At 62.5% G+C, this 15,466-nt stretch carries 14 protein-coding genes; 4 read left to right on the top strand and 10 right to left on the bottom strand.

The window, feature by feature from the left end; translation table 11 throughout:
- Positions 1 to 351 precede the first annotated feature (351 nt).
- The 4 genes from ACI77D_RS13200 to ACI77D_RS13185 are packed head-to-tail and all read left to right on the top strand — an operon-like array spanning position 352 to position 4,999.
- A complete protein-coding gene (locus tag ACI77D_RS13200; protein WP_064452936.1) occupies positions 352 to 1,059 on the top strand; it encodes an ABC transporter ATP-binding protein in 708 nt (235 codons plus the stop codon).
- Positions 1,056 to 2,273 carry an ABC transporter permease gene (locus tag ACI77D_RS13195; protein ID WP_064452937.1) on the top strand — a complete coding sequence of 406 codons (1,218 nt, stop codon included), beginning with the start codon at positions 1,056 to 1,058 and terminating at the stop codon, positions 2,271 to 2,273. The genes ACI77D_RS13200 and ACI77D_RS13195 overlap by 4 nt, the downstream gene beginning before the upstream one ends.
- On the top strand, positions 2,266 to 3,753 hold the full coding sequence (locus tag ACI77D_RS13190; RefSeq protein ID WP_407016725.1) for a TolC family protein: 1,488 nt from the start codon (positions 2,266 to 2,268) through the stop codon (positions 3,751 to 3,753). The genes ACI77D_RS13195 and ACI77D_RS13190 overlap by 8 nt, the downstream gene beginning before the upstream one ends.
- Positions 3,743 to 4,999: an efflux RND transporter periplasmic adaptor subunit gene (locus ACI77D_RS13185; RefSeq protein ID WP_407016724.1), complete on the top strand. Its 1,257-nt coding sequence runs from the start codon at positions 3,743 to 3,745 to the stop codon at positions 4,997 to 4,999. Before ACI77D_RS13190 ends, ACI77D_RS13185 begins: the two co-directional genes overlap by 11 nt.
- A 121-nt stretch (positions 5,000 to 5,120) precedes the next feature.
- Here ACI77D_RS13185 and ACI77D_RS13180 read toward each other — a convergent pair whose 3' ends face one another.
- From ACI77D_RS13180 to ACI77D_RS13135, 10 genes are all read right to left on the bottom strand, one after another.
- Complete coding sequence (locus ACI77D_RS13180) at positions 5,121 to 6,515, bottom strand: FAD/NAD(P)-binding protein (protein ID WP_407016723.1); 1,395 nt, start codon at positions 6,513 to 6,515, stop codon at positions 5,121 to 5,123.
- Between the two features lie 12 nt (positions 6,516 to 6,527).
- On the bottom strand, positions 6,528 to 7,295 hold the full coding sequence (locus ACI77D_RS13175; protein WP_407016722.1) for an ABC transporter ATP-binding protein: 768 nt from the start codon (positions 7,293 to 7,295) through the stop codon (positions 6,528 to 6,530).
- A gap of 3 nt (positions 7,296 to 7,298) precedes the next feature.
- Positions 7,299 to 8,639, bottom strand: a complete 1,341-nt coding sequence (locus tag ACI77D_RS13170) for an ABC transporter substrate-binding protein (RefSeq protein WP_221295101.1) — start codon at positions 8,637 to 8,639, stop codon at positions 7,299 to 7,301.
- 22 nt (positions 8,640 to 8,661) lie between these two features.
- Positions 8,662 to 9,711 carry a branched-chain amino acid ABC transporter permease gene (locus ACI77D_RS13165; RefSeq protein ID WP_262665266.1) on the bottom strand — a complete coding sequence of 350 codons (1,050 nt, stop codon included), beginning with the start codon at positions 9,709 to 9,711 and terminating at the stop codon, positions 8,662 to 8,664.
- Positions 9,712 to 9,715: 4 nt separating this feature from the next.
- The gene (locus ACI77D_RS13160) at positions 9,716 to 10,597 is read right to left on the bottom strand and encodes a branched-chain amino acid ABC transporter permease (RefSeq protein WP_064452944.1); all 882 of its coding nucleotides are present in this window, start codon (positions 10,595 to 10,597) and stop codon (positions 9,716 to 9,718) included.
- Positions 10,597 to 11,367, bottom strand: coding sequence for an ABC transporter ATP-binding protein (locus tag ACI77D_RS13155; protein WP_064452945.1), 771 nt, complete (start codon positions 11,365 to 11,367; stop codon positions 10,597 to 10,599). The genes ACI77D_RS13160 and ACI77D_RS13155 overlap by 1 nt, the downstream gene beginning before the upstream one ends.
- A complete protein-coding gene (locus ACI77D_RS13150) occupies positions 11,364 to 12,275 on the bottom strand; it encodes an AMP-binding protein (RefSeq protein ID WP_407016721.1) in 912 nt (303 codons plus the stop codon). Before ACI77D_RS13150 ends, ACI77D_RS13155 begins: the two co-directional genes overlap by 4 nt.
- A 183-nt stretch (positions 12,276 to 12,458) precedes the next feature.
- Positions 12,459 to 13,838, bottom strand: a complete 1,380-nt coding sequence (locus ACI77D_RS13145) for an LLM class flavin-dependent oxidoreductase (RefSeq protein WP_064452947.1) — start codon at positions 13,836 to 13,838, stop codon at positions 12,459 to 12,461.
- Positions 13,838 to 14,200 (bottom strand): acyl-CoA dehydrogenase, encoded by a 363-nt coding sequence (locus ACI77D_RS13140; RefSeq protein WP_262665271.1) that lies wholly within the window; start codon positions 14,198 to 14,200, stop codon positions 13,838 to 13,840. Before ACI77D_RS13140 ends, ACI77D_RS13145 begins: the two co-directional genes overlap by 1 nt.
- Positions 14,201 to 14,212: 12 nt before the next feature.
- Complete coding sequence (locus tag ACI77D_RS13135) at positions 14,213 to 15,409, bottom strand: SfnB family sulfur acquisition oxidoreductase (protein ID WP_407016720.1); 1,197 nt, start codon at positions 15,407 to 15,409, stop codon at positions 14,213 to 14,215.
- Positions 15,410 to 15,466 lie beyond the last annotated feature (57 nt).

Genomic DNA, 15,466 nt, shown 5'->3' with positions numbered 1-15,466 from the left:
AATATTGTTTTAAAAAATAATTTGATTTTTTATACCGGGGCGGCCTTTCGAAAGCAAGCAGTGACACGCCTTATCCCTATAAAAGCCTGTATAACCGGGCTTTCTGAAGATAGCCGAAGGCACTCGTGACCGCCTGAACCGAGCCACAGAAAAAGCGTTTCAAAGGATGAAACCGCTCTACATCCATCGCTGGCGAAGCGGATTGAACGCGGTTACTATTCAAACAACATTCAAACAATATTTTAAAAACAAGAAACAAAACCAGTCCGTGACGCGTACCAGGCAGCTCCCGAACTTGTTACAAGGATTTACCGGGGGCATGACGGCACCGTCGAGACTGCAGGCGTAGTCATGATGACAGATACCCCCGCGCACCCAGGCTTGATCTCCCTGCAAGGCATCGGCAAAAGCTATCAGCTCGCCGGGCAACACCTGTCCATTCTCAATGATGTGTGCCTGTCCATCGCCAGCGGCGACAGCTGCGGCATACTCGGTGCCTCCGGTTCCGGCAAAAGCACCCTGCTCAACATCCTCGGCCTGCTGGACCTGCCCAATTGCGGCCGGTATCACTTTGCCGGTCACGATATTTTCAGCGCGACGCCCGATGAACTGGCCGCGATCCGCAACCAGCAGATCGGTTTTGTATTCCAGAGCTTCAACCTGCTGCCGCGCCTCAGTGCGCTGGACAACGTCGCCCTGCCCCTCAGTTACCGCGGCGTGTCGCGCCATGAATCAGTGGAGCAGGCACTGCGCATGCTCGAGCAAGTCGGCCTGGCCGAACGTGCGCATCACCGCCCGGCCGACCTCTCCGGTGGCCAGCGCCAGCGCGTGGCAATTGCTCGCGCCCTGGTTGGCAAGCCGTCGGTGATCCTCGCCGACGAACCCACCGGCAACCTCGACAGCACCACCGCCCAGGAGATCATGGACGTGCTCCTGGCCCTCAACCGCGAGCAGCAGGTGACGCTGATCATCGTCACCCATGACCCGCATATCGCCGAGCGCCTGGAACGCAAGATTCTGGTACGCAATGGCGTGGTGCATGAGGCCGAGCGCCTATGAGCCTGCGGGTAGAGAGCAGCCTGCGGGTCGAACAGAGCCTCAGCCAACTGCTGCATGAAGCGTTCGTCAGCCTGCGCACCCTGGGCAAACGCTCAATCCTGGCGCTGCTGGGCATCGTGATCGGCAGTTCATCGGTGGTGGCGTTGATCAATATCGGCCACAACGCGGCGGTGGATGCCGCGATGATTTTCAAGGACATGGGCACCGACACCCTCGTCGCCCAGTTCCCGCCCAAAGGCAACAGCAATGCACCGATGCGCGCCAGCCTTGACCTTGAAGCCGTGCGCCAATCGGTGCCGGGCATCGCCCATATCGGCGCGCTCAGTGTGTTCGGCGGACCCATCGTGTTCCACGGCCGCACGATCAGCGCCAACTTTGTCGGCACCACGCCGGACATCAAGGACGCCATGCGCCTGGCGGTACGTGAGGGGCGTTTTCTGTCCGGCTTCGACGCCGGCGAAACCTACGGCGTGGTCGGCGACCAGATCGCCCAGGCCCTGAGTAAACCGGGCGACCCGCTGAAGCTGGGCGACCGCGTGCGCATCAACGATTACCTGTTCCTGGTGGTGGGCATCCTGCACAACCAACCCCGGGCCATGCTGATGCCGGTGCAAGCCAACGAATCCCTGTTCATCCCCGCCGAAGGCATGCGCCGCATCTACCCGACCCCGCAAATCAGTAACGTGATTATCCGCGCCACCCCCGGGCAGGATATGGAACGCATCGCGCGCGACGCCGCCGTCGCACTGAAAAGCCAGCTCACCGACCACGATGTCGACATCCAGGTGCCCCAACAAATGATCGATGGCATGACCCGGCAAAGCCGCACGTTCGCCTACTTGTTGCTGGCCCTGGGCGCCATCTCCCTGGTAGGCGGCGGTGTCGGGGTGATGAACGTGATGCTGATGAATGTCTCGGAGCGTCGCCGTGAAATCGGCATTCGCATGGCCCTGGGTGCGCGCCAACGCGATATCCGCAACCTGTTCCTGCTGGAGGCCGTCACCCTGACGGCCGTCGGCGCATTATGCGGCGCGGTGCTGGGCATGACTGCCGCCTGGCTCTACGCCTGGCTGTCGGGCTGGCAGTTTGCGCTGGCTGCCGCCGCCCTGCCGCTGGGGGTCGGCAGCACGCTGCTGGTGGGCTTGTTCTTTGGCATCTACCCGGCGGTCTCGGCCTCGCGGCTGCAGCCGGTGGAGGCCTTGCGTGATGAATAAATGGCTAGGCCTGCTCGTGCTGGTGAGCCTGCCGGGCATGGCCGCCGACGTGGTCATCAACCCGTCCGCCCCCAGCACCACCCGCAGTGGTTACGATCGAAGCGTGTCGCTGAACGCGCAGGTCACCACGATGACCCTGGGCGATGCGGTGTACCTGGGCTTGCGCAACAACCCGGCGATCCGCAGTGCCTACCTGCAACGGGTGGCGCAGAAGTTCGACCTGCGGGTGGCCGAAGATACGTTCAACCCCAAGCTCACCCTCAACAGTTATTACCGCCAAAGTCGCGGCTCCATCGATAATTCGCGCAACGCCAACCTGGCCCCGAATGCAACCTTGCTCGGCGAGTACGGCACCCGGCTGAGCATGGCCTGGACCCAACAACTGAACACCGCCGACCGCGCTGGCCGCTACCGCAGCGATGGCCTGGACCTGGCGCTCATCCAGCCGCTGATGCGCGGCGCAGGTTGGGACGCCACCACCGCGCCGCTGCGCCTGTCGCGCCTGTCGGAGCAGGCCAACCGTCTGAACCTCAAGGCCACCGTGGCGCAGACCATCAGCCAGATCATCGCCACTTACCGTGAATTGCTGCGCGCCCAGGAGCAGTTGAGCATCGTCCAGGATGCCCTGAAACGTTCCAACACCCTGCTGGAAGTGAACAAGGCGCTGATCAGCACGGGGCGCATGGCCGAGTTCGAAATCGTGCAGACCGAAGCCGATATCGCGACTCAGCAACTCGGTGTGGAAGAAGCCCGCAACCAGCTGGACACCAGCCGCCTGGCCTTATTGCGCCTGCTGGCCCTGGACCTGTCGACGCCGATCCGCGCCAGTGAGGCCCTGGAAGCCAAGCCAATGATCATCGACAAGCGCCAGGCCTTCAACCTCGCGCAAACCCAGCAGCCGGAATACCTCGCCGCCCTGCTCGGTAGCCAGCAGGCCGACCTCAACCTGGTCATCGCCAAGGATTCCGGACGCTGGCAAGTGGACCTGGTGGCCGGGGCCAACCAGGTACGCGATGCCTACAGCAACAGCAACATCGACAATGGCAACAGCAATAACCGCACATGGAACAGCTACGCCGGTGTTCAGGTGCAGATCCCGATCGGCGACATCAGCACGCGCCAGGCCGAGGTGCGAGCACGGGTGAATGTGGAGGATCAGGAGATCCGCATCACCGATGCGCGCCAGGAACTGGAGCGCAACGTCAACGACGTGGTGCGTGACCTTGGCACCCGCTGGCGCCAATATGAAATCTCCCAGCGTGCCGTGGAATTGTCACGACGCAAGATCGAGATCGAGCGGGAGAAACTCAGCGCCGGGCGCTCAACCAACTTCCAGGTGCTGAGTTTCGAGGCCGACCTGCGCAATGCCGAGAACGCGCAGCTCAACGCGCTGATCGCTTATTTGAACGCCCAGACCCAGTTCGACCTGACACTGGGCATGACCCTGGAAAGTTGGGAAATCGCCCTCAATGACTACTAATAAAACACGCCTGCTGGGCGCTGCGTTGATCGTGCTGCTGACAGGCGCCGGCGTGACCGCGCTCAGCCACCGCAGCGATGCCGGGCAGACGAACACAGCCGAACAATGGCTGGCCGTGAAGCCTGACTCGCTGGTGCATCAGATTGGTCTGGTGGGCAAGATCGAACCCGACACCACCCTCACCCTTACCGCGCCGTTCGACGGCAACGTGCTGGCCAACCTGATAGAACAGGGCCAACGGGTCGAAGCCGGCCAAGTGCTGCTGCGCATGGACCCGGCCACCCTTGAAGTGCAGCTGCGCGATGCCTTGTCCGCCCAGCTAAAGGCCCGGCGCACCGTGCAAGAGATGCAGGACTGGGACAGCAGCCCCGCCGTCAGCCGCGCGCGTCGCAGCCTGCGCACCGCCGAAATGACCGCCGGTAACACCCAGCGCAAACTCACCGAGAGTGAAAACCTGTTCAAGCGCGGCATCATCCCGCGCAACGAACTGGATGACCTCAAGCAACAGACCCAACAGCAGCAACTGGACCTCGCCTCTGCACGCAGCGATTTGCAGCAGGCACAGGCTCAGGGCCAGGGCGAATACAGGCAAATCGCTGATATGGAACTGACCAACGCCACGGTGAAGTACGACGCGCTGCACACGTTGCTCGATGGCAAGGAGGTCAAGGCGCCTTTCTCCGGCATCGTGGTGCCCGCCCCCGGCAATAATAATTCACCTCAAAGTGGCGGTAATAACAACGCGCCGGTCCAGGCCGGCAGCAAGGTGAGCCAGGGGCAGGTGCTGTTCGGCCTGGCCAACATCGAGCGGCTGAAAATTGTCGCCAGGGTGTCGGAGTTGGACATCAACCAATTGCACCAGGGCCAGGCGGTAGAGGTGATGGGCGATGGGTTCGACGGTGAGCGGCTGACCGGGTCCGTCAGTGTGGTCAGCGGCCTGGCGATTGCCAGCGATAGCCAGGGCAGCGCGCAGTTTCCGGTGACATTGTCGATTCCCAAGCTCACCGCCCAGCAGTTGCAACGGGTGCGGCTGGGGATGAGCGCACGCTTGACCATTGTGACTTACAACAATGAGCAGGCGATCGTGGTGCCGAGCCAGGCCATTAACCGCGATGACATGACAGTGGAGTATCGCGCGGCGATGGATAAGCCGGTGGAGCGGGTGAAAGTGACGACCGGGCAGTCGACCGCCCAAGGCGTTGAAGTGTTTGGGCTCAAGCCTGGGTTCGTAAAAGCAGGAAGTTGAACACCTCCTCAAGATCAGTGGAGATCAAGAATGGGGGAGCTGGCTTGCCTGCGATGGCGGTGTATCAGTTGACACATTTCTAGCTGACCCACCGCTATCGCAGGCAAGCCAGCTCCCACAATTAGCGTTGCGTCAACCTTGCCGCCAGCGCCTTGGCCTGAATCGCCACATCAGTCACCGCCGTGCTTTCCCACCACATCCCGCGTAACGGCGGGCCCATGGCGAACAGACGCTGGCTGACCTTGCCTTCGGCATCGACAACCGCGCCCGACACATCCGCCGCAATCCCCAGCGCGAGCGGCCCGGGCTGGATCAACCCGCGCTTGAGCAACTGCTGCGGTAACGGCCGGGCCACGCGGCGCCAATCGTATTCAATGCCGCTGGAATTGATCAGTGCCGCACCCGTTACCTGACTGACCACCTGCTCGCCGCGACGACGCACGTTGATCGTCACTGCGTCATCGGAAGCGACCAGGTCCTTGAACGACGCCGCCTGAATGCGTAGTCGCCCTTCCTCCTGCAACCGCGCCACCAACTGCGCACTCAACGGCGGCGAGCGATGGTGATGGCTTTCCCACCAGGGCCGTACATGGCGCACGAACTGGCGTTTCTCGCGCTCGCCAGCCTGGCTCCACAGGCGACCTATGTGCGCGCGAACCGTGTCCAGCGGCGCCTGCCAGTCGGTGCCCTGGGCCTGCGCGATGCGGCATTGGCGCCGCACCTCGCGCAGCAATTGCCGAGGGCTGCGCAGGCTGGGGTCAGCGGCGAGGAAATCCTCCCAGCTCGGCGGCTGTCGGCGCACATGGGGCAACAAACCGTGGCGCGAGAAAATCTCGATCGGCCCACGATGACCGGCCTGCTCCAGGGATACCACGGCATCCACCATGGTCAGCCCGGAACCAATGATCAGCACCGTCGATTGCGGGTCGATCCGGGTCATGGCCTGGACGTCCCACGGGTCCACCGCCGCTGCGTTCAAGCCGCTGGACTCGGTCTGTGGTGTGCGCGCCGCCGGGAACATACCGGTGGCCAACACCGCGTAGGCGCCGCGCAGTTGCTGGCCGTTATCGAGGGTCAAGCGTGTGGAGGTTTCGTCCACGATCAGGTCGACCACCTCGGCACGAATGTGCTCGACCGTGGACGCTGACAGCGCCTTAGCCTCCGCCAACCTCTGCTGCGCGTACACACCAAAAATCCCGCGTGGCGGGAACAGCTCACTGATCGGCACAGGCTGCTGGTGCGCCTGCGGCCAACCACCGGCGTCAAGGTAGCCGGTGAGCCATTGCGTCAGGTCATCCGCGTTATCCGGGTCGACACTCATGCGCGCGGCGTTACCATTGAGGGTGTGGCCCAATTCGACGGCGCTGTAGGCCTCGCCACGGCCAAGCTCGGCACGCGGTTCGATTACCAGGATATGCCGCTGCCCGGGCAAGCGCAGCAGTTGCACCGCCAACATCGTGCCGCTCAGACCGCCACCGATGATCAGCACATCAGCGTTGCGGATGGATTCAGTCATGCACATTCGCCCTTACTGTTTACCCAGATAAATATCATGCAAATCGCCCCGCGCCAGCAACTCTGTGGCGCTGCCACTCAAGGCCACCCGCCCAGTATCCAGCACGTAGCCCTGGGACGCATAGTTAAGCGCGACGTTGATGTTTTGCTCGGCGATCAGAAAGCTCACCTGCTGCTCGCGGTTGAGCTGCGCGATGATCTCGAAAATCTCCTGCACGATCATCGGCGCCAACCCCATGGACGGCTCGTCGAGCAGCACCAACGTGGGGCGTGTCATCAATGCCCTGCCGATGGCAACCATCTGCTGCTCACCGCCAGAGGTCAGCCCGGCGCGGGTATGGCGCTTGGTCTTGAGCCGGGGGAACCAGGCGTAGAGGCGTTCCAGGTCGTGTTCCATGTCTTTGCGGCTCAGGCGCCGCACAAAGCCGCCGCTGCGCAGGTTGTCTTCCACGGTCAATTGGCCGAACACATGCCGGCCTTCCAACACGTGGACCATGCCCTGGCGCACGCGCTGGCTGGGGTCGATGCCGGCCAGATCGCGGCCGGCATACTCGATCATGCCGCGGCTGACTTCGGCACGCTCGGCACGCACCAGCCCTGAAATCGCCTTGAGCGTGGTGCTCTTGCCGGCGCCATTGGCGCCGAGCAAGGCAACGATGGCGCCCTTGGGCACCGTCAATGAGACCCCGGCGACCGCCAGGATCGCGCCGTCGTAGATCACTTCGATGTCGTTGACCGTCAGCAGCGACGAGTGCGCGGGTTCAGCGGCGGGCTGACGCATGGCTTATTCGTCCCCCGTGCAGGTGCGCGGCGTCAGGCCTTTTTCCTTGGCGAACGCGGCGGATTTTTCATCGATCAATGGGCGCAGCAATGCACGGTCGGCGGCGATCCAGTCGCTGATCAGCGTCCAGTTGGCACCGTCCCACTGTTGCACCCGCGCCGAGCCGCCACCTTCGTGGTCGCGGCACGACAGTTTGAGGTTCTGCATCAGGCCCAGGTAGCCCATGGCTTTGAGACGCGCGTCATCGATGTTCAAGTGCTCCAGGCCCCAGCGACCTTCTTCACCATTCAATGGGCGCTTGCCGAACCTGGCCTGGGCGGTGCGAATCGCTTCCACGGCCACGGCGGCGTTTACCAGACCCGAGTTGTAGTAGACGCTGCCGAAGTTTTTCAGGTCTTTGAGGTCGCTGTGCCCCTTGTCGAGGACGGACTGCTTGAGGCGTTTGTGGATCTCGAAATCGGCACCGGCCGGGTATGGCGTGAGCGCCAGGTAACCTTTGGCAGCGGCGCCTGCGGGCAACACGTCTTCGCTGGAACTGGCCCAGATATCGCCGATGATGTGGTCCACCGGGAAGCCGAAACGCGCAGCGGTTTTCACCGCCACCGGGGTCGACACACCCCAGGTGCGCAGGAACACCCAGTCCGGGTTGGCCTGGCGTACCTGACGCCACTGCGCCGACTGTTCGTTGCCGGGGTCGGCCACCGGGATCTGGATATTTTCAAAGCCATATTTCTCAGCCAACAGTTTCAACGGGCCGAGGGTTTCACGCCCGTAGGCCGAGTCGTGATACACCGTGGCGATCTTCTTGCCCTTGAGTTTGTCGAAGCCACCCTCGCGTTGGGCGATGTAGTTCACCAGGGTCGACGCTTCGCTGTAGAAGGTCAGCATCACCGGAAAGTTATACGGGAACACCGTGCCGTCGGTGGCTTCGGTGCGTCCGTAGCCAAGGGTAATCAGCGGGATCTTGTCCACCTCCGCCCGCTCGCTCAGGGCATAAGCGGCCGGTGCACCATTGGGCTGATAGACCGCAACCGGCGCGCCATCCAGGCCATTCTTGAAGCGCTCGTAGCACTCGATGCCCTTCTCCGCCGTCCATTCGGTCTCGCATTCCTGCCACACCAATTTGACGCCGTTGATGCCGCCTTCGACCTCATTGATATAGCGCAGGTAATCGATCATCCCGGCCCACACCTGCACGCCACTGGACGCGTAGGCGCCCACACGATAGGTAGCCAACGGGATAAATTGCTGGTCGGGCGACGCCACTGCCTGGGGTACCGCACCGGCCAGGGCAGCCAGTGCGAAGGCCGCGCCGACCAGAGAACGTTTGAAGGTTGCACGCATATTGGATGCTCTTGAGGGAATGTTAGAAGCGCAGCGGCCACTGCCGCAGACGGTCACGCAGGTTGTGCAGCAGGCGGATCAACCCCTCGGGTTCCTTGATCAGGAACACGATGATCAACACGCCAAAGATGATTTTCTGCAGGTTCTGCAACTGCCCCGCGTCCACCGAACCACCGAACAACGCCTGCCCGGCATGGCTGAGAAAGATCGGCAGCAGACTGATAAAGGCCGCGCCCACAAAGTTGCCGGCGATGCTGCCCATGCCACCGATAATGATGATGAACAGGATCTGGAACGAACGGTTGATGTCGAAGCTGCTCGCGCTGGCGGTGCCCAGGTAGGCGAAAGCCCACAGCGCGCCGGCAATGCCGAGATAGAACGAACTGACGGCGAAGGCCAGGCGCTTGTAGCGCACTACCGGGATGCCGACCACGGCGGCGGCGGTGTCCATGTCGCGAATCGCCATCCAGTTGCGGCCGACCTGGCTGCGGACCAGGTTGACGGCGGTCCAGGTCAGCAGCAGCACCGTGACCAGGGTCAGCAGGTAGCGGCCCAGTGGCGTATTGAGGTCATGGCCGAACAGTGCGAGTTTTGGCGCGGAAATGGTGCCGGAGGAACCGTAGTTGTAGAACCAGGGGAATTTGACGAACAGCCATTCCAGGAAGAATTGCGCCGTCAGCGTCGTGACCATCAAGTAGAAGCCCTTGATCCGCGAGCTGGGCAGCCCAAATACCAACCCCACCAATGCACTGATGATCCCGCCACCGAGCAGCGCCACCGGCAAGCCCAGCTCCGGCAGGCGCAGCAGAAAGCCGTAGGTAGCAAACGCACCGACGGCCATGAACCCGGCCGCGCCCACCGAGGTTTGCCCGGTGTAGCCGGTCAATAGGTTCAAGCCCAGCCCGGCCAGTGACAGCACCAAAAATGGAATCAGGATCGCATTCAGCCAATAATCATTGCCCCACAGCGGCACCACGATAAAGGCCAGCACCAACAGGCCGATAAGACCCCAGGGCACACGCCGCTGAATCAACAGCAACGGCGCAGTTTGTTGAGCAACGGGAATCGACATGGTTTCAGACTCGCTCGATGGCGCGCTCGCCGAACAGGCCGGCGGGACGGATATACAGGAAGGCCAGGGCCAATACATAGGCGAACCATGGCGTGATGCCGCCGCCGATCAGCGGGCCGATATACACCTCGGCGAGGTTCTCCGCAGCGCCGACAATCAGCCCGCCGACGATCGCCCCGCCGATCGAGGTAAAGCCACCGATGATCAATACCGGCAGAGCCTTGAGCACCACCAGCGACAGGGAAAACTGCACGCCCTGGCGCGCGCCCCACAACAAGCCCGCCACCAGGCCGACGATGCCGGCCACCGCCCAGACGATCTGCCAGATGCGGTTGAGGTTGATGCCGATGGACAACGCCGCCGTGGTGTCATCCGCCACCGCACGCAGCGACACACCGATGCGCGTCTTGTTGAACAGCAGCGCCAGCACGGTCACCAGCACCACGGCGGCTGCCGCGGCGATCAGGTCGAACTGGCTGAGCATCAGCGGCCCGACAAACAGCGGCACATCGTCGATGCCCAAATCCAGCGCGCGCACCTGCGAGCCCATCACGCCTTGGGCGAGGCCTTCGATAATGAACGACAGGCCCAAGGTGGCCATGAACAGGGTGATCTGCGAGCGATTGACCAGCGGCCGCAATACCAGACGCTCGATGAGCAAGGCGCCAACGATCATCACAATCACCGTCAGCAACAACGCCAGGGCAAACGGCACGCCCTGGTCATGCAGGCTGACAAAGGTCAGCGCGGCAAACAGCAGCATCGAGCCCTGGGCGAAGTTGAACACGCCGCTGGCCTTGTAGATCAGCACGAAGCCGATGGCGACCAGCGAATACAGGGTGCCGGCGAGCAGGCCGCCGAGCAGGGTTTCGAAGAAGAACGTCATCAGTGCGTAACTCCCAGATAAGCCGCGATCACATCCGGGTTGGCCTGTACTTGGGCGGGCGTGCCGTCGCCAACCTTGCGTCCGTAGTCGAGCACCACCACATGGTCGGACAAGCCCATGACCACGCCCATGTCGTGTTCGATCAACACCACGGTGGTGCCCAGGTCGCGGTTCACATCGGCGACGAAGCGGGCCATTTCCTGTTTTTCCTCGGCATTCATCCCGGCCATGGGCTCATCCAGCAGCAACAGGCTGGGGCCCGCGATTAACGCGCGGCCAAGCTCTACGCGCTTTTGCAGGCCATAGGACAGGTTGCCCACCAGCACATCGCGATGGGCTTGCAGTTCGAGGAATTCGAGAATGCCTTGAGCACGCAGGCGAAACGCTTCGGCCTCTCGACGCGCGCGCGGCAAGTCGAGGGCTTGTTCAATAAAGGTGGTGCGCATATGCCGCGACAGGCCGGTGAGGATGTTGTCGAGCACGCTCATCTTCTTGAACAGCGCGTTGTTCTGGAACGTGCGGCCGATGCCGCGACGCGCGGCGCCCAACGGGTCGATGCGGTGGAAGTGGTGTTGCTCAAAAACGATTTCACCAGCGTCAAAGCGATACACGCCGTTAAGCACGTTGAGCAACGAACTTTTGCCGGCGCCATTGGGGCCGATCAGCGCACAGATCTCGCCGCGCTGCACCTGGAAGGACAAGGCATTGATCGCCTTGACCCCTTTGAACGACAGCGAGATATCCCGCACTTGGAGAATGGCCTGGCTCATGCGATATCCCGTTTGAATTCAGCCAGCCATGCTGGGTCGTTGTGGGGCTTTTGCGTGCTGGGTGGCTGCCAGATGTAAGCCAGGCGCTGGAAGCCCAGCAGTTTGCGCACGCGGTTTTTGATCAGGCGCCGCAAGCCACTTTGCGGGTGCGCAATGGCCCAATCGCACAGGCGTCGACGCCAGGTGCCGGGGGGCGCGAGGCGACGCTCGATAGCGTCAGCCACGTGCTGCAAGCGCTCGGGCGACAGCAGCAGGCCGGTCGGCGCGACCTCGCTGCAATCGCGCCGGGCCGAGGCGAGGCTTTCCGGAAATGCCAGGCCGTGGCCGCTGTTCAGCCATTGCTTCAGGACCTCCTTCAGGCCGCCTTGCCAGTGAGTGCCCTCCTCACTCCACAACACGGTTTCACCGCTTGATTGCCACCAGCGATGCAGATGTTGCGCCGGGTCTACCGGGCCGAGCAGTTGGTTAAAATCCAACAGGTTGGCGGACTGCCAATGCCGCACCTGCTGACGCCCCTGCGCATAAGAATGAGTGGGATGAATGCGCCACAGCTGCTGGTACAGGGCTTCGGGCTCCAGGTCATCGGCCAGGGTCAATACTTGCCCGCCGATGGACTGTGCGGCCAGCGCCAACAGCAACAGGTTGGGCTCGAAAGCACCGCTGAGGGCCAGCCGCGATTGCTCACCGAAACCCTGCTGGCGCAGGCCGTCGGCCAGGCGCTCCACATCGCGCAAGGCATCGATCCAGCGCCACGCATACCACTGGCCCTGGCGCTTGTGCCGCAAGGCGATGTGCAGCGGGGTAATCTGCGCCCAGTGGTGCAATTGCGCCTGGGCTCTGGGTAAATGGTCGAGCCGTTCAGCGGGCCATTCCAGCACCTGCGGACGTTTGAGTTCGTGCACGCTCATAGGGGTAATACTCCTATTGGGTGGTTAAGCGTGCGGTGGTCCGCTGGCTGAATTATTTGGATCGACAACGATTAACTGTGGGAGCTGGCTTGCCTGCGATGGCGGCGTGTCAGTTGGCAATTTTCCAGCTGCCCCACCGCCATCGCAGGCAAGCCAGCTCCCACATGCATTGAGTTTGTTCAGTTAGAGGGTGGTCGCTTTGAGGTCGCGATAGCCGGCACCCGGATGGTTCGACGCCAGCCGCGCGCCCTCGCCGAACAGCTTTTCACGCAAGGTCCCCTGGGCGTATTCGGTCTTGTACACGCCGCGTTTTTGCAACTCCGGCACCAGCAAGTCCACGGCGTCGATAAAGGTTTCGTGGGTCAGCGCGTAGGCCAGGTTGAAGCCGTCCACATCGGTCTCTTCGACCCACTCCTGCAACAGGTCAGCCACGGTCTCGGGGCCACCGACAAACAGCGGGCCAAAGCCGCCAATGCCGACCCAATCGGCCAGCTCGTTGGGTGTCCAGACCTTGTTCGGGTCCGCCGTGGAGAAGGCTTCCACGGCCGATTGAATGGCATTGGTGTGCACATGCTTGAGCGGCTCATCCGGTTTGAACTGGCTGAAATCAATGCCGGTCCAGCCGGAGATCAGCGCCATTGCACCTTCGTAACTGACGTAGGATTTGTACTCCTCGAACTTGGCTTTCGCCTTGGCGTCGGTCTCGCCGACGATCACCGTCTGCAAGTTGAAGATCAGGATTTTCTTAGGATCACGCCCCGCCTCAGCGGCGCGGCGGCGGATGTCGGCGACGGTCTTTTTCAGCAGCACCTTGGATGGCGCGGCGACGAACACGCACTCGGCCTGTTCGGCGGCGAACTGCTTGCCACGGCTGGACGCACCGGCCTGGTAGAGCACCGGCGTGCGCTGCGGCGATGGCTCGCACAGGTGAATACCGGGCACCTGGAAGTGTTTGCCAACGTGGCGGATCTCGTGGATCTTGCTCGGGTCGCTGAAAATCCGCCGTTCGCGGTCACGCAGCACGGCGCCCTCTTCCCAACTGCCTTCCCAGAGTTTGTAGCAAACTTCCAGGTATTCCTCGGCATAGTCATAGCGCGCGTCGTGTTCGGTCTGGGCTTTCTGGCCGAGGTTCTTGGCGCCGCTTTCCAGGTACGACGTGACAATGTTCCAGCCAACGCGGCCCTTGGTCAGGTGATCAAGCGTGGAAAGCCTGCGGGCAAACGGGTACGGATGCTCGAAGGACAACGATGCGGTGAGGCCAAAGCCCAGGTGTTCGGTGACCAGGGCCATCGGCGCAATCAGCGACAAGGGATCGTTGACCGGCACTTGCGCGGCCTGGCGAATCGCCGCGTCACCGTTGCCGTTGTACACATCGTAGATACCCAGCACGTCGGCGATAAACAGCCCGTCGAATTTGCCGCGTTCAAGGATTTTCGCCAGATCGGTCCAATATTCCAGGTCCTTGTACTGCCACGAGCGGTCACGCGGATGCGCCCACAAGCCGGGGGATTGGTGGCCGACACAGTTCATGTCGAAGGCATTCAAACGGATTTCACGGGACATCAAAGCACTCCGTTGAGGTGATAGTTGCCGACAGCCTGGTATTTGCCGCGCAGCGGGTCGTCGAGGGTCGACGGCAGCGCGGTGCGTTGGCCGGTCAGTTCGAATTCAGCATTGCTGGCAGCAATGAGGGCTTCGGCGGCGGCGATTTGTGCTTCGATCAAGGCCACGGGGCTGGGATGGGTTTCGGCGCGTTCCAGCAGCGCGGCGGCCACGTCGATGCGAATCTGCACATCGCCGAAGCGGCTGATCACATAGGGGTCATCGCTGGCCTGGACAAAGCGCCGACTGTTCTCCAACAGTTGGCGCGCCTGATGCAGTGGGTGGTTCAGTGTGTGGCTCAGTGCTTCGTTGAGTGCGGTCATGGGGCAGGCTCCTCAGTTCCAGGCGTGGCGCGCGGGCTTCACGCCGTTGAGCACGAAGTTGCCGATCAGGTGGTATTTCCAGCGAGCCGGGTCGTGCAGGGTGTGGGTGCGCGCGTTGCGCCAGAAGCGATCGAGGTTGTGCTTGCCCGTGACCGAGCGGGTGCCGGCCAGTTCGAAGAGTTTGCTGCTGGCGAGCAAAGCGGTTTCAGCCGACAGGACTTTGGCCTGGGCGACCACCAGCGAAGCGTTGGCCACGGTGTCTGCATTCGGCTCGGCCAGGGCCAGGTCAACCGCCTTGCCGGCTTTGGCGAGGATGGCTTCGGTGCCGTGCACGCGCCACTCCAGGTCGCCAATGGCCGCAATCGTGAACGGGTCTTGCCAGCCGTGATCCTGCTGGCTGTCGATCCACGGGCGTGCCTGGCGCGCATACGATTTCGCCTGTTCCAGAGCGCCCAGGGCGATACCGGTATCGACGGCTGCCTGGATAATCTGCGAGATCGGGCCGTTGGCGGTGGGTTGGTCGAAGGTCAGGTGTGCGGGGATGACCGCACTCAGCGGCACACTGACGCCATCCAGCGTCACGCCGCCACTGGCAGTGGTGCGCTGGCCGAAGCCGTCCCAGCTGTCGACGACCGTGAGGCCCGGCGCATCGCGTTCGACGAACGCGATGAAGGCCTGGCCGTTTTCGTTGTTGCCGACGGTGGGCACGAGATGGGCGAACAACGCGCCGGTGCAGTAAAACTTTTCGCCGTTGATTTGCGCGGTGTCGCCCTCGAAACGGATCTGGGTGTCAAACGTGCCGGCGTTTTTGCTCTTGGCCTCAGAGAAGGCGTTGCCGAATCGGTAGCCCGCCAGGACCTTGCCGAAGTAGTGACGCTTTTGTTCCGCGCTGGCGGTTTGCAGCAGGATGTCCACCACGCCCAGGTGATTTTGCGGGATTTGCCCCAGGGACGGGTCGGCGGCGGAGATCAACTTGATCACCTCGGCCACGGTTACATAGGACACCTCGGCGCCGCCGTAGGCCTTGGGAATGGTGATACCCCACAGGCCGCTGGCAGAAAATTCGTCAAGCTCGTCGACGGGCAGGCGCCGCTCGCGGTCGCGCACGCTGGCGTCGACGGCAAAGCGGGCGGCCAACCGAGTGGCGACCTCAATGGCTTCGGCGTCCGAGCGGATGATATGGGCAGGGTGTTGAGGATGGGCTGACATGGGCCGACTCCAGGCTCCGATGAGATACCTGGGTGATTGCAGGAGTCGTGCCTGAAT

This window comes from Pseudomonas sp. O39 (assembly GCF_045447295.1).
In the GTDB taxonomy this organism is placed as follows: Bacteria; Pseudomonadota; Gammaproteobacteria; order Pseudomonadales; family Pseudomonadaceae; genus Aquipseudomonas; species Aquipseudomonas antarctica_A.
This window is presented reverse-complemented; position numbering and strand designations above follow the sequence as displayed.